This window comes from Herbaspirillum lusitanum (genome assembly GCF_026127345.1).
GTDB classification, from domain to species: Bacteria; Pseudomonadota; Gammaproteobacteria; order Burkholderiales; family Burkholderiaceae_D; genus Herbaspirillum; species Herbaspirillum lusitanum.
In genome coordinates, this window is sequence record NZ_QXFG01000004.1 from 103,409 (window position 1) to 126,832 (window position 23,424).

The 23,424-nt window shown below is 57.7% G+C and carries 18 protein-coding genes and 1 pseudogene; 11 read left to right on the forward strand and 8 right to left on the reverse strand.

Annotated elements, in window-relative coordinates; translation table 11 throughout:
• Positions 1-8 precede the first annotated feature (8 nt).
• The 5 genes from DXT88_RS03755 to DXT88_RS03775 form a co-directional block, all read right to left on the reverse strand.
• On the reverse strand, positions 9-3,179 hold the full coding sequence (locus DXT88_RS03755; protein WP_265211671.1) for an efflux RND transporter permease subunit: 3,171 nt from the start codon (positions 3,177-3,179) through the stop codon (positions 9-11).
• Positions 3,176-4,396 carry an efflux RND transporter periplasmic adaptor subunit gene (locus DXT88_RS03760; protein WP_265211672.1) on the reverse strand — a complete coding sequence of 407 codons (1,221 nt, stop codon included), beginning with the start codon at positions 4,394-4,396 and terminating at the stop codon, positions 3,176-3,178. The genes DXT88_RS03755 and DXT88_RS03760 overlap by 4 nt, the downstream gene beginning before the upstream one ends.
• A 58-nt stretch (positions 4,397-4,454) precedes the next feature.
• Positions 4,455-5,942 carry an efflux transporter outer membrane subunit gene (locus DXT88_RS03765; RefSeq protein WP_265211673.1) on the reverse strand — a complete coding sequence of 496 codons (1,488 nt, stop codon included), beginning with the start codon at positions 5,940-5,942 and terminating at the stop codon, positions 4,455-4,457.
• A gap of 109 nt (positions 5,943-6,051) precedes the next feature.
• Positions 6,052-6,336: a hypothetical protein gene (locus DXT88_RS03770; RefSeq protein ID WP_265211674.1), complete on the reverse strand. Its 285-nt coding sequence runs from the start codon at positions 6,334-6,336 to the stop codon at positions 6,052-6,054.
• Between the two features lie 472 nt (positions 6,337-6,808).
• Positions 6,809-7,912, reverse strand: coding sequence for a LacI family DNA-binding transcriptional regulator (locus tag DXT88_RS03775; RefSeq protein ID WP_265211675.1), 1,104 nt, complete (start codon positions 7,910-7,912; stop codon positions 6,809-6,811).
• A gap of 230 nt (positions 7,913-8,142) precedes the next feature.
• Between DXT88_RS03775 and DXT88_RS03780 the strand changes: the two genes are divergently transcribed.
• The 4 genes from DXT88_RS03780 (at position 8,143) to DXT88_RS03795 (ending at position 12,714) form a co-directional block, all read left to right on the forward strand.
• Complete coding sequence (locus DXT88_RS03780; RefSeq protein WP_265211677.1) at positions 8,143-9,168, forward strand: TRAP transporter substrate-binding protein; 1,026 nt, start codon at positions 8,143-8,145, stop codon at positions 9,166-9,168.
• 12 nt (positions 9,169-9,180) lie between these two features.
• Positions 9,181-11,061 (forward strand): TRAP transporter large permease, encoded by a 1,881-nt coding sequence (locus DXT88_RS03785; RefSeq protein ID WP_407649265.1) that lies wholly within the window; start codon positions 9,181-9,183, stop codon positions 11,059-11,061.
• A 72-nt stretch (positions 11,062-11,133) separates the two neighbouring features.
• A complete protein-coding gene (locus DXT88_RS03790; protein ID WP_265211679.1) occupies positions 11,134-11,904 on the forward strand; it encodes an SDR family NAD(P)-dependent oxidoreductase in 771 nt (256 codons plus the stop codon).
• Between the two features lie 12 nt (positions 11,905-11,916).
• Positions 11,917-12,714, forward strand: a complete 798-nt coding sequence (locus DXT88_RS03795; RefSeq protein ID WP_265211680.1) for an SDR family NAD(P)-dependent oxidoreductase — start codon at positions 11,917-11,919, stop codon at positions 12,712-12,714.
• Positions 12,715-12,777: 63 nt separating this feature from the next.
• Here DXT88_RS03795 and DXT88_RS03800 read toward each other — a convergent pair whose 3' ends face one another.
• Positions 12,778-13,746, reverse strand: a complete 969-nt coding sequence (locus tag DXT88_RS03800) for a LysR family transcriptional regulator (protein WP_265211682.1) — start codon at positions 13,744-13,746, stop codon at positions 12,778-12,780.
• A gap of 173 nt (positions 13,747-13,919) precedes the next feature.
• Here DXT88_RS03800 and DXT88_RS03805 point away from each other — a divergent pair, with 173 nt between their 5' ends.
• The 3 genes from DXT88_RS03805 (at position 13,920) to DXT88_RS03815 (ending at position 17,051) form a co-directional block, all read left to right on the forward strand.
• Entirely contained in the window at positions 13,920-15,047 is a 1,128-nt protein-coding gene (locus DXT88_RS03805; RefSeq protein ID WP_265211683.1) for a sigma-54-dependent Fis family transcriptional regulator, read from the forward strand.
• Positions 15,048-15,129: 82 nt separating this feature from the next.
• The gene (ilvC, locus tag DXT88_RS03810; RefSeq protein ID WP_016832337.1) at positions 15,130-16,146 is read left to right on the forward strand and encodes a ketol-acid reductoisomerase; all 1,017 of its coding nucleotides are present in this window, start codon (positions 15,130-15,132) and stop codon (positions 16,144-16,146) included.
• Positions 16,147-16,406: 260 nt separating this feature from the next.
• Positions 16,407-17,051 carry a glutathione S-transferase family protein gene (locus DXT88_RS03815; protein WP_265211685.1) on the forward strand — a complete coding sequence of 215 codons (645 nt, stop codon included), beginning with the start codon at positions 16,407-16,409 and terminating at the stop codon, positions 17,049-17,051.
• Positions 17,052-17,058: 7 nt separating this feature from the next.
• On the opposite strand, the gene DXT88_RS03820 is transcribed toward DXT88_RS03815, so the two are convergent.
• On the reverse strand, positions 17,059-17,544 hold the full coding sequence (locus DXT88_RS03820; RefSeq protein WP_265211731.1) for a glutathione peroxidase: 486 nt from the start codon (positions 17,542-17,544) through the stop codon (positions 17,059-17,061).
• A 49-nt stretch (positions 17,545-17,593) separates the two neighbouring features.
• Positions 17,594-17,917: pseudogene (locus DXT88_RS03825) on the reverse strand (twitching motility protein PilT); the annotation flags it as partial.
• A gap of 91 nt (positions 17,918-18,008) precedes the next feature.
• On the opposite strand from DXT88_RS03825, the gene DXT88_RS03830 reads away from it, so the two are divergent.
• The 4 genes from DXT88_RS03830 to DXT88_RS03845 are packed head-to-tail and all read left to right on the forward strand — an operon-like array spanning position 18,009 to position 23,009.
• Entirely contained in the window at positions 18,009-19,154 is a 1,146-nt protein-coding gene (locus DXT88_RS03830; RefSeq protein WP_265211686.1) for a tyrosine-type recombinase/integrase, read from the forward strand.
• Positions 19,151-20,839: a hypothetical protein gene (locus DXT88_RS03835; RefSeq protein ID WP_265211687.1), complete on the forward strand. Its 1,689-nt coding sequence runs from the start codon at positions 19,151-19,153 to the stop codon at positions 20,837-20,839. Before DXT88_RS03830 ends, DXT88_RS03835 begins: the two co-directional genes overlap by 4 nt.
• A gap of 5 nt (positions 20,840-20,844) precedes the next feature.
• Positions 20,845-22,650: a tyrosine-type recombinase/integrase gene (locus tag DXT88_RS03840; RefSeq protein ID WP_265211688.1), complete on the forward strand. Its 1,806-nt coding sequence runs from the start codon at positions 20,845-20,847 to the stop codon at positions 22,648-22,650.
• A complete protein-coding gene (locus DXT88_RS03845; protein ID WP_265211689.1) occupies positions 22,647-23,009 on the forward strand; it encodes a hypothetical protein in 363 nt (120 codons plus the stop codon). The genes DXT88_RS03840 and DXT88_RS03845 overlap by 4 nt, the downstream gene beginning before the upstream one ends.
• Positions 23,010-23,424 lie beyond the last annotated feature (415 nt).

Sequence of the window (23,424 nt, forward strand, 5' to 3'; positions counted from 1 at the left end):
GACATCAACTAGTGCGATTCTATTACAGGAGCGGCGCCGCCCTTGCGTGCCGCCTTGCGCGCCGCGCGTGCTTCCTTCTTGTTCATGTACCAGTAATGCGCGCGATCCAGGTAGAGATACACCACCGGCGTCGTGAACAGCGTCAGCGCTTGCGACAGCACCAGGCCGCCGACCATCGCGTAACCGAGCGGACGGCGCAGTTCGGAGCCGGCGCCATGGCCCAGCATCAGCGGCAGTCCCGACAGCAGCGCGCACATGGTGGTCATCATGATCGGGCGGAAGCGCAGCAGACAAGCCTGATAGATCGCCTCTTCCGGTTTCATGCCGTGTTGCCGTTCGGCGGTCAGCGCAAAGTCGATCATCATGATGCCGTTTTTCTTGACGATGCCGATCAGCAGGATGATGCCGATCAGCGCAATCACGCTGAGGTCGTAGCCGCCCGCCATCAGGATCAGTAATGCTCCCACGCCGGCCGACGGCAGCGTGGACAGGATCGTCAGCGGATGGATGTAGCTCTCATACAGCAGGCCCAGCACGATGTACACCGCGATCAGCGCCGCCGCGATCAGGTAAGGCTGCGACGACAGCGAATCGCCGAACGCCTTGGCCGTGCCCTGGAACGCGCCCGTCAAGGTGGTCGGTACGCCCATCTCGGCCTGGGCCTGGTTGATGGCGTCGACCGCCTCGCCCAGCGCCACGCCGTGCGCCAGGTTGAACGAAATCGTCACCGCCGGGAACTGGCTCTGGTGGCTGATCGACAGGTAAGCGGTCTTGGTCGTGTCGACCTTGATGAAGGTCGACAGCGGCACTTGCTGACCGGTCAGCGGCGAGGTCAGGTAGAGCTTGTTGAACAGCGCCGGATCCTTCTGCAGCTCCGGCGTGACTTCCAGGATCACGCGATAGCTGTTCACCTGCGTGAAGTACTGCGCGACCTGGCGCTGGCCGATGGCGTCATAGATCGTGGCGTCGATCAGCGCCGGCGAAATGCCGAAGCTCGATGCGCGCGCGCGGTCGATCGTGATGGTTGCCGTTGCCGCCGAGTTTTGCTGATCGGAGGCGACGTCCGTGAGTTGCTTCAGGCGACGCAGGCGATCCACCAGTTTCGGCGCCCAGACGTTGAGTTCATCCAGGTTGGAGTCGGTCAGCGTGTATTGATATTGCGTACGCGACAGACGGCCGCCGACGTTGATGTCCTGGCTGGCCTGCATGAACAGATTGACACCCTGGATCTTCGCCACTTGCGGTCGCAGGCGCGTGATGATTTCGCTGGCGTCCAGCGTGCGGCCTTCGCTCTTCGGTTTCAGCGCGATGAAGAAGTTGCCGGTATTAAAGGTGGTCGAACCCGCGCTCATCGCGAAACCGGTCACGTCCGGATCCTTGCGCACCACGTCGGCCACTTGCAACAGCCGGCGATGCATCGCGCTCGACGAGATATCCTGCGCCGATTCGGCAAAGCCGGCGATCACGCCGTTGTCCTGTTGCGGGAAGAATCCCTTCGGGATGAAGATGAACAGCGCCACGGTCACCGCAACGGTGGCGAGGAAACTCATCAGCGTGATGAACTGGTGGCGCAGCACCAGATCGAGGCCGCGCTTGTAGCCGTTCAGCAAGGCGTCGAAGAAGCGCTCGAACAACTGATACATCTTGCCGTGTTGTTCGGCGTGGCTGTTCTTGAGGAAGCGCGAGCACAGCATCGGCGTGAGCGTCAGCGAAATGATCACCGACACGCCGATGGTCAGCGTCACGGTCACGGCAAATTCACGGAACAGGCGGCCGACGATGCCGCCCATCAGCAGCAGCGGGATGAACACCGCCACCAGCGACACGGAGATCGAGATGATGGTGAATCCGATTTCGCTGGAGCCTTTCAACGCCGCTTCCATCGGCGACATGCCTTCTTCGACATAGCGGTAAATGTTTTCCAGCATCACGATCGCATCGTCGACCACGAAGCCGACCGCGATCGTCAACGCCATCAGCGACAGGTTGTCGAGACTGTAGCCGACCAGGTACATCACGGCGGCGGTACCCATGATCGCCAGCGGCACCGTGATGCTCGGGATCAGCGTCGCCGCGATGTTGCGCAGGAACACGAAGATCACCATCACCACCAGCGCAATCGTCAGGACCAGCGTGAACTCGACGTCTTCCACCGAAGCGCGGATGGTCTGGGTGCGGTCGATCAGCGTATTGACGTGCACGCTGGCCGGGATCGCTGCGCGCAGGCGGGGCATCGCGGCCTTGATGCGGTCGACCGTTTCAATCACGTTGGCGCCCGGCTGCTTGGTGATCGCCAGCACGATGGAGCGGCCATTGGTCAGCGTCGTATCGGTTTCTGCCGCAGCGCCGGAGAACGCCCACGCGGCGATCTTCATGTTTTCAGGCGCGTCGATCGCCACGCCGATGTCGCGCACGCGGATCGGTGCGCCGGCGCGGTAAGCCAGCACCATGTCGTTCCACGGATCGGCGCTCAGCAACTGATCGTTGGTGTAGACGGTAAAGCTCTGATGCGTGCCGTCGACCGTGCCCTTGGGCTGGTTCACGGTGGTGGTGGCGATCACGCCGCGGATGTCTTCCAGGCTCAGGTTCAGCGTCGCCAGCTTGGCCGGATCGACCTGGATGCGCACGGCCGGTTTCTGCGCGCCGTTGACGTTGACCAGGCCGACGCCGGAGATCTGCGAGATTTGCTGCGCCAGGATGTTGTCGGCGAAGTCGCTGACCTGCGTCAGCGGCAGTGCATCGGACTGCACCGACATGATCATGATCGGCGAGTCGGCCGGATTGACCTTGCGGAAGGTCGGCGGATTCGGCAGGTTGGACGGCAGTTGCCCGGTCGACGCATTGATCGCCGCCTGCACGTCGAGCGCGGCAGCGTCGATGTTGCGGTTGAGATCGAACTGCAAGGTGATCTGGGTGCTGCCCAGCGCACTTTGCGACGTCATTTGCGACAGGCCGGCAATCAGCGAAAACTGGCGTTCCAGCGGTTGCGCAACGTTGGAGGCCATGGTTTCGGGACTACCGCCGGGCAAACTGGCGGAAACCTGGATGGTCGGGAAGTCGACCTGCGGCAGCGGCGCGACCGGCAGCAACGGCCAGACCGCAATGCCGACCAGCAGGATCGCCAGCGCCAGCAGCGTGGTGCCGATGGGACGCTTGATGAAGGTAGCGGACACACTCACTTTGCGGATCCTTTCGCAGCAGGAGCATTAGCAGGCGCATTAGCAGAAGCAGTGGCGCCGTTGGCGGCAGCCTTGTTCTCAATCACGTGGCTGCCGGGCTTGAGCTTGTACTGACCGTCCAGCACAACACGTTGATTGACCTCGAGACCCTGGCTCAGCACTGCGACGCCGTCCTGGATGCGCGTGACCTTGACCGGCTGGATCGCCGCCGTTTCGTCGGCCTTGACGATGTACACGTAGGTGCCTTGCTGGTTGCGCTGGATCGCCGCGGCAGGCAGGGTCAGCGCCGGCGCGTGGTCGTCCATCTGCAGGTTGACGTTGACGTACTGGCCCGGCCACAGCACGTGCTGCTGGTTGGTGAAGCGCGCCTTGAGCTGCACGGTGCCGCTGGCGGTGTCGATCTGGTTGTTGAGCAGGATCAGCGTGCCGGTCGCCAGCGGCTCGTTGCTGGTGCGTGCGTAAGCGGTGACCTTCAGCGGCTTGCGGCTGGCGAGCTGGGCGCGGTTGATGGCCGGCACGGCTTCTTCCGGCAAGGTGAATTGCACGGTGATCGGATCGATCTGGTTGATGATCACCAGGCCGTTGGCGTCGGAGGCGTGAACGATATTGCCCGGATCGACCAGGCGCGCGCCGACGCGGCCGCTGATCGGCGCGTTGATGGTGGTGTAGCCGAGCTGGACCTTGGCGTAGCTGATCTGCGCTTCATCGGTTTTGACGGCGGCTTCGAGCTGCGCCACCAGGGCCTTTTGCGTATCCAGTTGCTGTTGCGTGGCGGCGTCTTGCTGACGCAGCGTGGTGTAGCGTTGCAAGTCGATTTTTGCATTCGTCAGCTGGGCCTGGTCACGCGCCTGTTGCGCCTGTACCTGCGCCAGTTGCGCCTGCAGCGCGCGCGGATCGATCTGCGCCAGCAACTGGCCGGCCTTGACGTCCTGGCCTTCGGTGAAGCCCACCTTGTCGAGCTGGCCGTCAATGCGCACCTTGACGACGACGCTGGCGTTGGCGGTCACGGTGCCGACGCCCGACAGGTACAGCGGAATGTCGCGCTCCTGCACCTGCACGGTGGTGACGGAAATCGACGGCGCCTGCTGTGCCTGTTCCTTGGACGCAGCGACTGCGTCGGCGCGATGGAACAATGACCAGGCGCCGCCGCCGAGGGCGACCAGCACGGCAACGGAAATCAACAGGGTGGAACGTTTGGGTGTCAAAGAAGTAGTCATGCTTTCACTCGCGAAATTGTTTTTATTGGTCGGCTTATTTGTCGGCTTATGGGGCGGCTTATTTGTCGGCTTTACCGGACGCAGCAACCTTGTCGATGTCGGCCACGGTCCAGCCGCCCCCGGTCGCCTTGATCAGCGCCACGCTGGCCACCAGTTGGCGACCCAGCAGGGTGACGGCGGTGCGCTGGTTGGTCAGCGAAGTCGCCTGCGTCGTCACGACCGAGAGATAGGTGGTGGTGCCGGCCTGGTACTGGCTCAGCGCCAACCGTTCGGACAATTGCGCCGCCTTCACCGCCTGGTCCTGCACCCGACTTTCCTGGTCGAGCACGCGTAGCGTCGAGAGGTTGTCTTCGACTTCCTGCAAGCCGCCCAGCACGGTTTGTTTGTAGGTGGCGACCGCGCCGTCGAATGCCGCAGTGGCCTGGTCGTTGCGCGCGCTGCGTGCGCCGCCGTCGAACAGCACCGCCGCCAGCGTGCTGCCCAGCGACCACACGCGGCTAGGCGTATCGAACAGTTGGGAGAACGACACGCCGCTGTAGCCGCCGGATGCGCTCAAGGTCAACGCCGGGAAATATGCCGCGCGCGCCACGCCGATGTTGGCGTTCGCTGCTGCGGCCAGCCGTTCCGCATTGGCGATGTCGGGACGACGCTCCAGCAGATCGGACGGCAACCCGGTCGGGGTCGCCGGCATGCTGGCTTGCAACGCCGCAGCGTCGGTCGTCAGCGGCGCCAGCGAGAAAGCCGCGGGCGCCTTGCCGAGCAGGATGGCAATGGCGTGTTCAAGCTGGTTGCGCGTCGCGTCGAGGTCGATCAGTTGCGCCTGCGCCGAGCGCAATTGCGTTTCCGCCTGCGCGACATCGGAGCGCAGCGCCACGCCCGCGTCATATTGATGTTGGGTCAGCTGGTACGAGCGCGTATAGGCAGCCACGGTGCGCGCGTACAAATCCTTTTGCAGATCGGTCACGCGCAATTGCAGGTAATTCTGCGCCAGCGTCGCCTGGATGCTCAGGCGTGCCGCGCCCAGGCTGGCCGCGCTGGCCTGGCTGGCGGCGTCGCCGTTTTCCACCGAGCGTCGCACGCGACCCCAGATGTCGGCTTCCCACGAGGCATTGAGACCGACCGAATAGGTGTCGGTCAACCGGCTGCCGGCGGTCGGGCTGTTGGTCTGCGCCCGCGTCGCGCCGGCCGAGGCGCCGATCGACGGCCACAGGCTGGCGCGCGCGATGGCGGCGGTGGCCTGGGCCTGGCGATATTGCGCTTCGGCAAGGCGGATATTCTGGTTGGCCTGGTTGGCTTGCTCGATCAGGCCGTTGAGCACGCTGTCGTTATAGGCTTCCCACCAGCGCTGGTTGCTGTCGATCTGGCCGGGCTCGGCCTTCTTCCATGGCCCTTGCTCCTTGTAGGCGGTGGGCAGGTCGAGTTGCGGGCGGACGTAGTCAGGACCGACCGCGCAGCCGCCGAGCAGCAGGGCGGTCGCGATGGCGGACAAGAGCAGGGCTGGCTGGAATGCGGTCGGGCGGGGTGGCGATTTGGTGGTCGCTGTCATGGGTGGGTTTGGCGGCATGGTGGACGGCATTGCATTGGGCTGGCGATCAAAATGTACATGTTGACGGGCGGAAATTGCGGACGGCCGTCGACACCTTTTTCTACGGTGTTCACTTTATAGACAGGAGGTCAACTTGAGGCTGACGGAAATATGACATTTCTGTCAGTTTCGGATTTGGGTGTGTTTGGTTGATTGTTTGTTTGTGTTGCTGATGCTGTTCTTTCTTCGGACGACCGTGGTTGCCGGGGGCGGCCCGGCAGCCGCTCACTTTCTTTGCTTCGCCAAAGAAAGTAAGCAAAGAAAGGCGACCGCGATTCGCCGCCCCGCTGCGCGGGGTTCTCGTTGGCGCCGTACTTAAATCGGGAAGGGAAACAAACTCGCTGCGCTCAGACAAGTTTCCCTTCTTTATCCGATTTGAGCACGNCGCCAACGGCGACTCATAAGCGGAATTCTTTTTTCGGCTCGCTTCGCATTGCCTTGGGTGGCTCGCCTGCGGCATCGTGATTCTCATTCTTGGTTTTATTGGTAGCGGAGAACTGCGACCGTTGCTTTATCTCTGTACCCTGGCGATGCGCAGCGAGCCAGTCTGGAAGTCCGCTTGCGAGTAGCCGGTGGCGGCAGGTGCAAATCGGATAAAGAGGGGAAACTTGTCTGAGCGCAGCGAGTTTGTTTCCTCTCCCGATTTGTGCCTGCCGACGCCGGGAACCCCCGAAGGGGGCTACGAACTTGCGGTCGCCTTCTTTTGCTTACTTTTCTTGGCGAAGCAAGAAAAGTGAGTAGCTGCCGGGCTACCCCCGGCGAAGGGTTGATCGACGAAAGGAAAGCAGAAGCTATCGGCAAACAGAAGTCGGGACAAGTGCAAAACCTTAAGGTAAATTCTCCCGCAACATCACACTGATCCTTACCGCCTCCACCCCCGCCAACGCCTCCTTCTTCTCCCGCAAATTCCCGAATATCCGCACACAATTCATGATCATGTTCTGCGGATGCTGCGTCAAAATCGCATCCACCGTCCCGTCGATCAGCAACCCACGCGTATCCGGCGTCAGGCCGTGCCCGATGAACACCACCTTCTGCTCGCGCCCGCTCTCCCTGAGCGCGCGGCCCACGCCATCCGAGGCGCCGCCGATGTTGTACATGCCTACCAGATCCGGATACTGCTCCAGCAGCGTGCGCGCCTGCTTGTAGTTGGTGTCGGCGTCATCGTGCCCCTCGCGCAGGCCGACTACCTGCAGATGCGGGAACATCTCTTCCAGCACATGCAGGAATCCCATCTCGCGCTCTTCATGACCGCGATAGCTGAGACTGCCGGCGATCATCGCCACCTTCATCGGCTTGGCTTTGGCATTACCTGCGCCGCCAAGAAAACGCCCCAGCAGGTAACCGGCGGTACGTCCCGCCGCGCGATTGTCCATGCCGACGTAAGCCGCGCGGCGCGAATTCGACAGGTCCGAAATCAGCGTCACCACCGGGATGCCTTCGGCTACCAGCGTATTGACCGCTTCGCGCACCAGCGGATGCTCGAGCGCCATGAAGGCCACGCCGTCGGCCTGGCGGCCGTAGTGCAGCAGGCGCTTGGCCAGCACGCTGGGGTTGAAGCCTTCGATGTGGTGGCATTTGCATTTCACGTTGAACGGCGCCAGCTGCTCCTCGGAAAACGCGATGTAGTCGCCCAGCATCTGCATGAAGCGGTTGCTCTGCGGCGGCAGCAAGAACACCAGTCGCATCGGCTTGGGTTGCATTGCCTTGTACAGATCGGCTTCCGGCAGATAGTCGAGCGCGGCGGCGGCCTTCAGGACTTTTTGCATGGTCGCGGCGCGCACGCCGGGACGCTGGTTGAGTACGCGGTCGACCGTCGCGGTGGACACACCGGCAGCGCGTGCGATGTCGGTCACGCGGGCGCGGCAGCCTTCGTTGTTGCCTTCGCCGGCGCCATCGACCGGCGGGCGGGGATCGGGAGAAAATGCCATGGCTGGATATTTTATGTTTACATCAAAAACCATCATGAATCTGCTTTGACCTGTCTGAATTCAAAGCCTATTCTCTGCAAAAAGCAATCTAGACAAATCAAATAACATCAAGAATATACAAGGAGACAGCATCGGCGGAAAACCTTTTTCGCTGCATCGATGCGCTGATCTTCGCTGACCGAACAGAATCTGCAGCCCTCTACGACCTATAAAAATCCAGGAGATACGCAATGCACGCCATGACCCGCCGCCACTTTCTGAAGACCGCTTCCGTCGCCTCGGCCGCTGCCGCAACCGGACTGTATGCAGGCTCGGCCAGTGCCGCCGCTGAATTCACGCTGAAGTACGGCAACAACCTGCCGATGACGCATCCGATGAATGTGCGCGCCAAGGAAATGGCCGCCAGGATCGCCGCCGAGTCCAAGGGCCGCGTCGACTTCCAGGTCTATCCCAACGGCCAGCTCGGTACCGACACCGACATGCTGTCGCAGGTGCGCGCCGGCGCCATCGACTTCTTCACCATCTCGCCGGAAGTGCTCGGCACGCTGGTGTCGGCCGGCCAGATCAGCGGCGTCGGCTTCGCCTTCAAGGATTACAACCAGGTTTGGGCTGCGATGGACGGCGACCTTGGCGCCTATGTGCGCAAGCAGATCGCCGCGACGACGTCGCTGTTCGCGTTCGAGCGCTGCTGGGACAACGGCTATCGCCAGGTGACCACCAGCACGCGTCCGATCACCAGGCCCGAGGACTTCAAGGGCATGAAGCTGCGCGTGCCGCCAAGCCCGCTGGCGACCTCGCTGTTCCGCGCGTTCGATGCGGCGCCGACCAGCATCAATTTCGCCGAGGTGTATTCCGCGCTGCAGACCAAGATCGCCGAAGGCCAGGAGAACCCGCTGGCGGTGATCTCCACCGTCAAGTTCTATGAAGTGCAGAAATACTGCTCGATGACCAACCACGTATGGAGCGGCTTCTGGTTCATGGGCAACAAGAAGTCGTTTGAACGCATGCCAAAAGAGCTGCAAGAGATCGTTACGCGCAACGTCAACGAAGCAGGTCTCAAGCAACGTGTCGACGTCAAGGCCTTGAATGAATCGCTGGTGGCCGACATGAAGGGCAAGGGCATGCAGTTCAACGACACCGACAACGAAGCCTTCCGCACCAAGCTGCGCGCTTCCGGCTTCTACACCGAGTGGCACAAAAAGTTCGGTCCCGAGGCGTGGGCGCTGTTGGAGAAGTACACCGGGAAGCTCGCGTAAATGGAAGCAGCAATGAACTACGCTGACGCCACGCCATTGCCGACCAACCCGCTGGCGCGTTTGCTGGCGGGCGTCAATCGCGGCGTCATGCACGTTGTCGCCGCGGTTGCTGCGGCGCTGGTGGTGGTGGAAACCGGCGTGCTGCTGGCCGGCGTGATCTACCGCTATGCCTTGCACGACCCGCTGATCTGGTCGGACGAGCTGGCCTCGACGCTGTTCATCTGGCTGTCGATGCTGGGCGCGGTATTGGCGCTGGACCGGGGCGAACACATGCGCCTGACCGCCATCGTCAACAAGCTCTCCGACAAATGGCGCGTCTGGCTGGAAACCGTCGCCGCCCTGATCGTCTGCATCTTTGTCCTGATGATCATCCATCCCGCGGTCGACCATGCGTCGGAGCAGATGGCGATCACGACGCCTGCGTTGGAAATCCCCGACGGCCTGCGCGCGGCTGCGTTGCCGGTCGGCGCCATCCTGATGTTCCTGGCGGCGATTGCGCGCATGGCGAGCCGCTCCAGCGTCAGGCAGGTGCTCTCCGCCGTTGCCGTCGTGGCCGTGATCGGCGCCGTGCTGTGGATCTGCAAGCCGGCCTTGCTGGCCATGGGCAACTACAACCTGATCGTGTTCTTCGTGGTGCTGATCGGCGCGTGTGTCGCAGGCGGGATCCCGATTGCGTTCGCCTTCGGTACGGCGACGATGGCCTATCTGACGATTGCCACCGGCGCGCCGATGATGATCGTGGTCAGCCGCATGGATGAAGGCATGTCCAGCCTGATCCTGTTGTCGGTGCCGCTGTTTGTCTTGCTCGGTTCGCTGCTGGAAATCAGCGGCCTTGCACGTACCTTGATCGACTTCATGGCGGCCTTGCTGGGCCACGTACGCGGCGGCTTGCAATACGTGCTGCTGGGCGCGATGTTCCTGGTCTCGGGCATCTCCGGCTCCAAGGCGGCCGACATGGCAGCGATTGCGCCGGCGCTGTTCCCGGAAATGAAGAAGCGCGGCTCCAAGCCGGAAGAACTGGTGGCCTTGCTGTCGTCCTCCGGCGCCATGACCGAAACGATTCCGCCGAGCCTGGTACTGATCACCATCGGCGCGGTGTGCAGCGTGTCGATCACCGCCTTGTTCATCGGCGGCCTGATGCCTGCCGTGATCGCCACGATCGCGATCGGTATCGTCTGCTGGTTCCGCGCCCGTCGCGAACCGATGCCGGATGTGAAGCGCGCCACCATCGGCGTGATCGGCAAGACCCTGATTGCGGCGATACCTGCGCTGGCTTTGCCGATGCTGATTCGAGTGGCCGTGATCGAAGGTGTGGCTACTGCAACCGAAGTCGCCACCATCGGTGTCGCGTACACGATTGTGGTCGGCCTGGTCATGCACGCCTTCATGAAGCATCTCGACTTCAGGCGCATCTACCCGATGCTGGTGGAAGCGGCAACCCTGTCGGGCGCGATCCTGCTGATCATCGGCATGGCCACTTCGATGGCCTGGGCGCTGACGCAGTCGGGCTTCTCGGCCAAGCTGGTGTCGCTGATGCAGGGTGTGCCGGGCGGCGGATTCGGCTTCCTGCTGATCACCATCGTGATCTTCATCGTGCTGGGCAGCATCCTGGAAGGCATCCCGGCGATCGTGCTGTTCGGACCGCTGCTGTTCCCGGTGGCCCGTTCGCTGGGCATCCACGACGTGCACTACGCCATGGTGGTGATCCTGGCGATGGGCATTGGCCTGTTCGCACCGCCGTTCGGCGTCGGCTTCTATGCCGCCTGCGCGATCGGCAAGGTGTCGCCGGACAAGGTCTTCAACCGGGTATGGGGCTACCTGGCCGCGCTGGTGATTGCGCTGCTGGTGGTGGCTGCGGTGCCGTGGATTTCGATCGGCTTCCTGGAACATTAAAGCGCATTAACAACATCTGAAAACGGCGGCTTGCACCTTTCCTCCGCAAGCCGCCATCCTCACGGAGACAACATGAACCAAAATGACAGCGGCGCCCGCGTGGCGCTCGTGACGGGCGGAGCCATGGGTATCGGCGCCGCAATTTCCCAGCGTCTGGCGCGCGACGGCTACACCGTACTGGTCTCGGACATCAACCTGGAAGCGGCCACCGCGACCGCCGACAAGATCAATGCCGATGGCGGCAAAGCTGCGCCGCTGGCAATGGATGTCAGCAAGCCCGAATCCATCGGGAAAGCCTTCGCCGACGTCGAAAAAGACTACGGCCGCTGCGACGTGCTGGTCAACAATGCCGGCGTCGCCAAGACCTTCCCCTTCCTCGATTATCCGATCGACAACTGGCTGCTGACGATGAACATCAACGTCACCGGCGTGATGCTGTGCGGCCAGCATGCCGCGCGCATGATGGTGCGTCGCAAGTGGGGCCGCATCGTCAATATTTCTTCCATCTCGGGTATTCGCGCCGGCTCCGGCCGCACCGCCTACGGCACTTCCAAGGCGGCAGTGATCGGCCTGACGCGCCAGATGGCGATCGAGCTGGCCGAGCATGGCGTCACCGTCAACAGCGTCGCGCCGGGCCCGGTCGATACGCCGCTGACGCAGGCCGTGCACTCGCCGGAAACCCGCAAGAGCTTCACCGCCGGCGTGCCGATGCACCGCTACGGCAGCACCGACGAAATCGCCGCGGCAGTGTCGTTTCTGGCGGCCGACGATTCGTCCTACATCACCGGTCACGTGGTGCCGGTGGACGGCGGCTTCGTAGCCGCCGGCATCCTCGACATCTGACCGGAGCACTTCATGGCACGCGCAATGGAAGACAAGGTCGTCATCGTCAGCGGCGCAGGTTCGGTCGGCGAGGGCTGGGGCAACGGCAAGGCGGCGGCGGTGCTGTATGCGCGCGAAGGTGCGCGCGTGCTGGCGGTCGACCGCAACCTGCAGGCCGCACAGGAAACCTGCGACCTGATCCGCAGCGAAGGCGGCACCTGTGAAGTGGTCGCCGCCGACGTGTCGAAGACGCCGGACATCGAAGCCATGGTGCAAGCCGCGCTCGATCATTTCGGCCGCATCGACGTCTTGCACAATAACGTCGGCATCGCTGAAACCGGCGGCCCGGTCGAAGCCAGCGAAGAGAGCTGGAACCGCGTCATCGCCATCAACCAGACCAGCGTCTTCATGACCTGCAAGCACGTGCTGCCGGTGATGGAAAAACAGAAGAAGGGCGCCATCGTCAACATCTCGTCGCTGGCGGCGATCCGTTGGGTCGGCTTTCCGTATGTCGCCTATTCGGCGTCCAAGGCGGCGATGCTGGCGCTGACCAGGAACATCGCGATGCAATACGCACCGCTGGGCATCCGCGCCAACTGCGTGCTGCCCGGACTGATGGACACGCCGATGATCCGCGAGCCGCTGAAAGCATCCTATGGCGGCGACATCGAAGAAATGCGCCGCAAGCGCCATGCGCAATGTCCGATGGGCCACATGGGCGATGCCTGGGACGTGGCGCATGCGGCCTTGTTCCTGGCGTCGGATGCGGCGCGTTACGTGACCGGCGTCGACCTGATCGTGGACGGCGGCCTCAGCCTCAAGTGCGTGTAGGATTTCCTCGCCTCGCCTCGCCTCGCCTCGGCAGCGGCAATAACGCACGTCTGCGGCTGGCGCTCAGTTCTTTGAAAAACGGCTGAGGGCGGGTCGTCGCGTGCGCCCCGTTGGCGGCGAAGGCAGCGGCGCAGGCTGGGTATTTTTGAGGCCGTTCCACACTTCTTCCGCCGTCTGCACAAAGGTCTGGATGCAGGGATTGCGATTGTCCTTGTTCCAGATCACCGCCACTTCCACCACCGGCGCATCGACCAGCGGTTTGAAGACGGTGGTTTCCAGATGCATGGCCTGCATCGAGTCCGGCACCATCGCCACCCCCAGGCCTTCCCCGACCAGATTGACAATGGTCTGCTGCAGGTTGGCTTCCAGCTTGATGCGCGGACGGAAGCCCGCGGCCAGGCAGCAATTGACGATCAGGTCGTAGACCACCGGCGCAATCGCGCGCGGGATGCTGACGAAGGGATCGTCGGCCAGATCCCTGGCTGAAATTTTTTCACGTGTCGCCAGGCGATGGTTTTTCGGCAGCACCGCCACCAGCGGTTCGGAAAAGATCGTTCGGCTGTCCAGCCCGCTGCAATCTTCAGGCCGGTACATCATGCCGACGTCGCGTTTCCCTTCCCTGATATCTATCGCCAGCAGGTTCGGCACGTGCTCGGTCAGGCGCATGTCGACCTCGGGATAGGCCGCCGAATAGTGGCGCGTCACCGACGGCAGGATGTTATAGGCGGTCGACATCATGAAACCCACCAGCAGCGCGCCGCTGTTGCCGGCCCCGGTGCTGACGGCATTGCGCCGGGCGCGCTCCAGCGCATGAAAAATTTCAGCAGTGTCCCGGTAGAAATGTTTGCCCGCTTCGGTCAGCTGCACGCTGCGTTTGCTGCGGTCGAACAACTGCACGCCGAGCTCCTTTTCCAAGGCCGCAATCTGGCGCGTGAGCGGCGGTTGCGAGATATGCAACAAGTCGGCGGCACGGCCGAAATGGAGGGTTTCTGCTACGGTGCGGAAATAAGTGAGATGGCGCAGTTCGATCATTTGATACCTTTAAGGTATTAATTGTGTGCCTATATTGTATTGGAAGTTATCAAACAAGCTGGCTATTCTTTGCCGCAGAGTCAGCTTACTTGCGACTGACTCCCAGGCAATCCGGCCACGAGCCGGCCTCGCCGCCACATAAGAAAAAGCAGTTCATGGACAGGAGACAAATCATGCCGACATCCACGGTAGACCTCGCTACGGCGCGCAGATATGTCAGCAGCGCACGCTATCGCTCACTCGATGAACTCTGTGGCGGCGATCCGCAGATGCAAGACCTGATCGCGCGCGGCAAGCGCCTGATCGACCGCAACATCCCCATTCTGATCCTCGGCGAAACCGGCACCGGCAAGGAATACCTGTCGCGCGCGCTGCACGCCTACAGCGAACGCCGCGCCGCCAACTGGGTGGCCGTCAACTGCGCTTCGATTCCTGAGAGCCTGGCCGAGAGCGAACTGTTCGGCTATTGCAAGGGCGCGTTTTCCGGCGCGCTGCCGGGCGGCATGAAAGGCAAGGTGCAGCAGGCCGACGGCGGCACGCTGTTCCTCGATGAAATCGGCGACATGCCGTTCGCGTTGCAGACGCGCCTGCTGCGCGTGCTGTCCGAGCGCGAAGTGATTCCGCTGGGCGCGGCGCATCCGGTGCCGGTCGACGTGCATCTGATCTGCGCCACGCACCAGGATCTGAAAACGCTGGTGGCGCAAGGGCGCTTCCGCGAAGATTTGTATTACCGCATCGCCGGCGGCGTGCTGCGTTTGCCGTCGCTGCGCAGCCGTACCGACCGCCGCGCGTTGATCATGCAGATGATCGCCGACGAAATGTCCGGCGCAGATGTTGACGACGGCATCATTGCGCCGGCCGCTCTGCAGCAGATGCTGGCCTATTCCTGGCCCGGCAATTTGCGCCAGATGCACGCCGTGATCCGCTACTGCTGCGCCGTCATGAACGGTGATCGCATCGAAGCCGGCGATCTGCCGGAGGAGCTGATGGAGACGTTCGCGTCATCAACTTCGCACGCCATTCACTACGAGGGGCCGGCTATTTCTCCGGCCTCCAACGTCCGCAGCATCGTGCCACAAGCCGGTGCTGCCGATATCCTCCCGCGCCCATCAGGCGGCCCGCTCGGGGACGAGCGCACGCGCGTTATCGATGCGCTGGTCGGCAGTCGCTGGAACATTTCCGCCGCTTCGCGGCAACTGGGAATGTGCCGCGCCTCGCTGTATCGCAAATTGCGCCAGCTGGATATTCCGCACGTGCGCGACCAGGCCATGCCGACGCATTTCGCGTCGTACGCGGCCTGATCGAAACCCATCGTGCCGCTTTCGGGCGGCGCCCATGACAAAATAAAAGAGCTCCGCTCACATTGAGGAATTTAGGAAGACCATGAAAGTTTTTTACGACAAAGACGCAGACCTGTCCCTGATCAAGAACAAGAACGTGACCATCATCGGTTACGGTTCGCAAGGCCACGCCCACGCGCAAAACCTGAACGACTCCGGCTGCAAGGTCACCGTTGCGCTGCGCAAGGACGGCGCTTCGTGGAACAAGGCCAAGAACGCCGGCCTGAACGTTGCCGAAGTCAACGAAGCGGTCAAGGGCGCCGACGTCATCATGATCCTGCTGCCGGATGAAAACATCGGCCAGGTCTATGCAGAAAACGTCGCGCCGCACGCCAAGCAAGGCGCGACAGTCGCTTTCGCCCACGGCTTCAACATCCACTACGGCCAGGTCGTGCCGCGCGCCGACCTGGACATCATCATGATCGCGCCGAAGGCCCCGGGCCACACAGTGCGTTCGACCTACACCCAAGGCGGCGGCGTGCCGCATCTGATCGCGGTGTACCAGGACAAGTCCGGCACTGCGCGTGACGTTGCTCTGTCGTACGCTACCGCCAACGGCGGCGGCCGTGCCGGCATCATCGAAACCAACTTCCGCGAAGAAACCGAAACCGACCTGTTCGGCGAGCAGGCAGTGCTGTGCGGCGGCGCCGTCGAACTGATCAAGGCCGGTTTCGAAACCCTGGTGGAAGCCGGCTACGCGCCTGAAATGGCATACTTCGAATGCCTGCACGAACTGAAACTGATCGTCGACCTGATCTATGAAGGCGGCATCGCCAACATGAACTACTCGATCTCGAACAATGCGGAATACGGCGAATACGTCACCGGCCCGCGCATCATCAACGAAGAGAGCAAGAAGGTCATGAAGCAGGTGTTGAACGACATCCAGACCGGCGAATACGCCAAGAGCTTCATCCTGGAAAACAAGGCCGGCGCACCGACCTTGCTGTCGCGTCGTCGCATCAATGCCGAACACCAGATCGAAATCGTCGGCGAGAAGCTGCGCGCGATGATGCCGTGGATTAAAGCCAACAAACTTGTGGACCAGTCGAAGAACTAATACGACCACGAACCGCGATCGTAGGCATCATCACAGGACACGCAAGCATGCGTGCCCTGGGCAGGACGGCGCAAAGCGTTGCTTTGCGAAACCCCGTCCAGCCTGCCTTGGATCAAGGCCAACAAGCTGGTCGATCAGACCAAGAACTAATCGACTATTTGTCGATGACAAAAAGGACGCCAAGGCGTCCTTTTTTATTTCGCGGTATGTTTACGTCCCGAGGCTTCACCGCCGCCACTTCGCCCATCAAGGAGAACCCAGTGCAACTCATCGGCATGCTCGATTCGCCCTATGTCCGCCGCGCCGCCATTTCCCTGCAATTGCTCGGCCTGCCGTTCGAACACCAGTCGATCTCGGTGTTCAGCGCCTTTGATCGTTTCCGCGAAATCAATCCGCTGGTCAAGGCGCCGTCGCTGATCTGCGACGACGGCACGGTGCTGATGGATTCGATACTGATCACGCAATACGCCGAAGCGTTCCCACAGAAGAAGCGCAGTCTGCTGCCGACCGACCTGGGTGAGTTGCAGCGCGCGCTGCGCATCATCGGGCTGGCGATGACGGCCTGTGAGAAGAGTGTGCAGATTGTCTATGAGCATAAGCTGCGTCCGGCCGAGAAGTTGCATGAACCTTGGCTGGCGCGCGTGTCGGGTCAATTGCTGGAGGCTTACAAGGCGCTGGAAGAAGAGTTCGTCAAGCGGCCGAAAGTCGTGACCGGTGTGACCAGTGCAACTATCGACCAGGCCACGCTGACGACGGCGGTAGCCTGGTATTTCAGCCGGCAACTGGTGGCCGACGTAGTCCCGGCAGATCGTTATCCGGCGCTGGCGGCCTTGTCGGCAGCGGCCGAAAAGTTGCCCGAATTTGCCGCCGCACCGTATGGCGACGGCATTTGCAACGTGCACTGAACCCAGCTTACTCCGCCAGCAATTTCTCGATATCGGCCACCATGTCTTCCGGCTTGGTGGCCGGTGCGTAGCGTTTGAACACGCTGCCGTTTTTACGCACCAGGAATTTGGTGAAATTCCATTTGATCGCCTTGCTGCCGAGCAGGCCGGGGGCTTCCGCCTTGATGTAGGCAAACAGCGGATCGGCCTGGTCGCCGTTGACGTCGATCTTGGCGAACAGCGGGAAGCTGACGCCGTAATTCTTTTCGCAGAAGGCGCCGATCTCTTCCGCCGTGCCGGGCTCCTGGCCGCCGAACTGGTTGCAGGGGAAACCGAGCACTTCCACGCCCTTGTCCTTGAACTCGCGATAAATCTTTTCCAGCCCCTGGTACTGCGGCGTGAAGCCGCATTTGCTGGCGGTGTTGACGATCAGGACGACCTTGCCGCGGTATTGGTCGAGCGCCGCCGGCGTGTTGTCGGGCAGGGCAGGATGGAAGTCGTAGATGCTGGGCATGATGGCCTCGTCGAAGTGGATGGGAATGGCATCCATCATAGCCCATGCTTCAGGCGAACTGGCCGGGCGTGCGGGATGCTGCGCGTGCGGTCTCCGACGTGATCAGATCCCTGCGCAGCAAGTCGCCGAGGCAATGATCCAGCGTCTGCATGCCGGCGCCGCCGGAGGTCTGCATGACCGAGACCATCTGCGCCACTTTCCCTTCGCGGATCAGGTTGCGGATGGCGGGCGTGCCGAGCATGATTTCGTGGGCGGCGATGCGCTCGTCGCCGGCTTTGGTTTTCAGCAGGATTTGCGAGACCACCGCGCTGAGCGACTCGGACAGCATGCTGCGCACCATGTCCTTCTCGTCGCCGGGGAACACGTCGATGATTAGGTGATGAAAACTGTATGTATGTATCAGTAGTAGATAAAGTCCTCTATGTTTCCCCGATCACGGCCTATCTATTAGTGGAGTGAATCATATGCTCTCATCCCAAGCAACTGGCATCAAATTAATTTCGTTGGCGAAAATTCAAGGATTAACTTCCGAGGATCTGATTCGTATTGCTGACGTCGAACGTTACCAATTTAGCTCTTTGCGTAAGTTTCAAAATCTTATGCTGTATGTACTGGTGGGACGCGACGGAACTCCAATTTGGACCGCCACAAGATTTTTAATATATGTAGCGATTGTTAATAAAGGCTATACGGCGGATACACAGAGGACATACGGTGAAAGCCTTGTTTCTTGGTTTCGATTTTTAGCTGATTCTTCTGTTGATGCTGATAGGGCGGATGAGGAAATTCTGCAACTATATCGTTCAAGCCAAAATCACGGATTGACTGAAAGCGGAGAACCGATTTCCAGTGCAACTGTAAATTTACGCGTTACTGTCGTGAAGCAATTTTATAACTGGTGTCAGCGTCATGGAGAAGTCTCATCGTTGGGGCGATTTCTCACAGAGCGCAAGTGCCCACGAGTGTTTTCCGTACGAGTAGTGAAGCGACATCCAAAAGTGTTGAGCGGGGAGGAAATATCGTGCCTGTTTAAATATGTCAAAGATCCATATCGACTCGCCTTTCGATGGGCAATAGCTACAGGCATGCGGAGAATGGAGGTTGCATCTCTACGCCGCACGGACCTTCCTTCTCCCGAAACTGTTGCGTTTAACGAGAGCGGTCTGATTGATATGGTCATAAGACGTAAAGGAGGAAAGGAGGTCTCAGTATATGTTCCAGTTCCGCTTATTGAAGAAACACAGTGGTATTTGTTTTCAATACGACCGAAGCCGGCCGAAGAAAAATTTTCAGATTTCATCTTTCTCAATAGAGACGGAAGACCGATCTCAAAATGGTCAATGAGTAATAAGTTTCGTAAAGCTGCTGACAGCATCGGAAGCAAGGCGACTTTGCACCATCTGCGCCACACTTATGCCACAAATGTTCTACGATTTTTAGAAAATGAGAGTGCAGATTCATCCGAAGAAAAAATAAATAGTTTGAAGACCTTACAGATGTTGCTCGGTCATTCAAATTCGGCTACAACAGAAATCTATTTGTCCTCGATGAAGATAACCAGTCCTACTGTTGTCGCTGCGTTGGACTACCTCTATGGAGCGTCATTGTGATTTCTTCCATAATCCGAGTAAGCGAAAATAGGTGTGACCTTCTTGTCGATAAAAGTGGGAGGACTGTCGCAAAAATTGATTTATCAAATACTCTGCTTTCATCAAATTTAGCTACCGGATTTTTAAGAGCTATAGCCGCGTTGCACGGACACTCTACGGTTAAGTCCCAGGTCGCGACTCTATATCGATTGCGCTATTTTGTTTCGTTCTTAGAAAAATCAGGCTTGTCTTCCCGCGAGTCTCTTCCCAATGATGTTATGCATGAATTTCATAGATGGCTCTGTAAAACACATCTAATGAATACGACGCAGAGAGCGATTCAAAATGAAGTATTAGCAGTATTGCGTTGGTGCCATAGAAATTTCTCAAGGATAGTGGCACTTGATATGGATTTTAAAGTACCTGAAATTAGTTTAAATAAAGACTCGATTAGTCATCGGAAACGCCTGGATGAAATCTTTGTTAAACAGGTTCTTGCTATTTGCTACCAAAAAATAGAAGCCATAGAAATCCGCATTTTATACGGCAGAGCACTTCTAGAAAGATCTGATCTTTCCGAAGAAGATCAAAAAATATCTTATATATTTAAATCCCTATTGAGGGTGGGCTCAGGGTTGGTTCCCCAAATCGACGATATTAATAGGCCGGGTATTAAGCTACTAGGGTTGGTCCGAAATACCGGAGGATTAAAAAGGTATAGAAAACTATTTGCAATTTGTTTGGAAGACATATTGCCGTTCTATCTGGTTGTACTCATTCAATCCGCAGGAAATGCCGCGTCTATCATCAGCATGGACAGGGATAGTATTCGGCAGCATCCTTTGCGCGATGACCTAGAGTTTTTGGACTGGAATAAATTAAAAGTCAGAAGAGAACAACGAGTTGATTTTCCCAAAGATAAACATTGGTCAGCTCCGAATGTGCTTAGGAAGCTAATTCAGCTCAATGAGAATTTATGTTCATTGGCAGAGTCAAGTGAACAAAGTAAGGCATTTCTTGCGCTCGGATCAATAAGCCAAGTTGCTGCTGTACCGAGCAGGCAGACACTGCACAATGCGTTGGCAGATTTTATTTCAGAAAGCCATCTATCAGACTTTGACTTCGCGGACTGGCGTCATACCAATGCGGAATTGCATTTTAAAAAAACTGGAAATGTAAAAGTTTCTCAACAACGCCTTAATCATCAGTCTGTAAAAACAACTTCTCGCTATATTAGCTCGAAGGAATTCAGTGAAACTGAATATCGAGCTCTTCATTGGTTTCAGGGAAGCTTGGAGAAGAAAGCGAGGGGGACATCTCCAGATAAAGAACTGCATAAAGAAATTTCAGGAAAAGGACGTCAAGAAACAGTATTCGGATTTTCGTGTAGAGATCCTTTTTCTGGATTAGACGGCATTACAGAATCCGGTCAGCGCTGTTTGAGTTTTACAAAGTGTTGCACTTGTCCTGGTGCGGTGATTACTCTGGATGATGTACATGTTATTGCTCGAATTCTGAGCGCAAAAACTACGCTAGAAAAAGCAAAAAATAGTGCGGATATTGAAGGTTGGGGCGCGCGCTTTCAGGCCCTTTATGCGGACACTTTACTAACTATAAATAATTCTATTCTTCCGTTTGTTCCGGAGAGCGTCGTTGTAAAGGCGCGAGACCTTGCGATGCGTTACCCAACATTAGAGCTAGAGTGACGACTATGGATTACAGCTCGAACTATGTCGGCGTACGAACATGGAGTTTAAATACTAGTCGTTTATATCCAGATAAAGAATTCAAATTAGACTGGACGAAGTTACTTCACCCTACATTGGGATGTGAGGAGGAAAGAAGGAATCTCACTTTGTCGGCGCAAAACTTCTTTCTAGCCAATTGGGGAGAGAGAACTGACCAAGCATGGTGCCTCTCTCCGAATGCAATGAGGGTGGCTTTTGAAATGCTTGGTTCGATTTGTCGTTGGATGACCGCACGTCAGCTTTGGAATTTTTCGGATCTCTTGATTGAGGATGTCTTAGAGTTTTTCAAGTCTAGACGCCCTCGAAGTGCATCTGGAAAAGCAATTTCGCAGAAGCACTTCCATAATTTATATACTCTCTTTCAATTACTTTGGGATTCGCGTGCCAGATATGAGCGACCTATACGATTCAATATAGGCGCGCATTTTGAAGAACTTAAACTGTTCGTGCGCACGAGGCAAGATCGTCCGTGGGTGGGAATTGATGAGAAGAAGGCTATTCAATTGATTGGTCAGGCAATCAATTGGTTAGAGCATTATGGTCCATCTTATCTCCGCTTGATCCGATCCGATCGAGAATGCGGCACTGTCAACGGCAGATCATATGGGACTAGAAATAAGGCGTTAGTTGGGCTCTACAGGGAAGCTGAGAAGAGCGATCTCTATCTAGGACTTAAAGCTGAACTGAAACTACGGGATTCACGATCGATTAAAAAAGTTTTAACAGCAGGATTTACGGTGCTGGAAGGGGCTTGTGCTTATCTAGTACTGATATTGTCTGGTATGCGAGTTAGCGAACTGTTGTCGCTCAATGTGAATTGCACAGAGTACGTCGAGCAAGAGCCTGGAGAAGTGCAGACTTTTATATGCGGGATCGCAGCGAAACGAAACGGAGAAGAAAGAAAATGGGTTGCCGGTAAGATGCTAGTGAAAGTTGTGGAATTTCTCAAAGAAGTAGCTTCCATAGCCACGACTGATGGTTACAAAGAAGGTTCGGATAGACCATTACTGTTGCTGCGGCAGTCCGGAGCTTTTTTTCCGGAAGAATCCTGTGCAATTCGATGGTCGCAAAAATCGCTGAGAAGCAAGCTTCGGAAGTTCGTTTCCTCCCAATATAGAAAGGGTGACGTCTATATTGATAAATTTCATCCTCATATGACACGGAAGTCTTTTGCTCAGCTGGCAGTTCTCCGTAATAAAAGTATGCTGGGCCCTGTTGCCGCTCAGTTTGGCCACGCTTACAAGCAATTTACCGATGATCGCTATGTCGGGAGCGACCATGAGTTGTCGAGGATGTTGGCAATCGCAGATAGAAAGGAGTTAGCGATAAGATTGAGGCACCTTTTGGAATGTGCCAATATCGGCGGTGCTGCAGCACCGACTATTCAAAAGATTCGCAACGATGTGTCGTCTTTTAAAGGTAAAAATGCTCTTAAAAGTCTGGTCGACAAATTAATTGGACAGGGAGTAATGCTGGCTCCGTGCGATTGGGGATATTGCATTTACTCCAAAGTATATTCAGCATGTGGGGGCGACCAAACTGGGCCCAACGAAGTCGCTCGTTCTCCCGGCGTATGTTCGAGCTGCAAGAATTTTGTAGCAACCGTGGAACATCGGCCATGGTGGGAAGAGCGAGTAAAGAGAGAAGAGCGATTTATACTTAATCCGCAGGTTTCGGAACAAGCCAAAATTTTAGCAAAAGAGCGATTAAAAAAATCTCATCAGGTTCTGGCTACGTTGATAGTTAAGCTCTCAACTGATGCAACATGAAGAAGGAAAATCCTCAAGACCTGCTAACAGTAACGGAAAAGTTCCGGGCCGCCGTTAGAATTCGAATGAGTGAGCAAGGCCTGCACTCACTTTCCATTGCCGAAGTGTGTCGGACGGCAGGGATCAATCGTGCAAATCTCTATTCTAGTCATCCCGAATTGATTAGTGAATTACGGCAGGCAATTGGAAGGAATGCAGAGGCGAAGGAGCGGAAGAAGAAAGTCCATGGCAATGATGATGTCACTCAGAAGTTAAAAGAAACTGAGGAGAAATATCAAGCGCTGCTTGGAGTATGCATCGAATTAAATGCCGAGGTCATAGCATTGAGAAAGAAGCTAGAACTTAAGATCCAAAAATAAACTATCTATTACGGAAAAACAGGCGACTGGGTGTTTTGCGTCGACAAGTATATGAACTTAAAAAGAAAACAGCCGGCATCGATAAGTAGTACATTGTTGAGACGAGGAATAGTCATGATTCCTAGCCCGATGAATTCTTGGAAGACCGGGCAGCGAGTCTTTTTCACCGTGCAAGGCGGCGCAATCACTGTCACGTCGGTGCCGAAAAAAGTATGGCTCGGCCGAATTTTTTCTTCACGGATATCTCGTGCTAAAAATTCCAGTAAAACGATTCGAGTGCTTCGATCGACAGCATCCACATATCCTACTGTCTCAAAAAAAGAGAAGACTCGATAGTTAACATGGCTGCCTGGCAGAAAGAATCTGGCGTAGTTTCCAAGGCGGATTTCGATGGAAAAAGGTGCTCCGCTTCAAG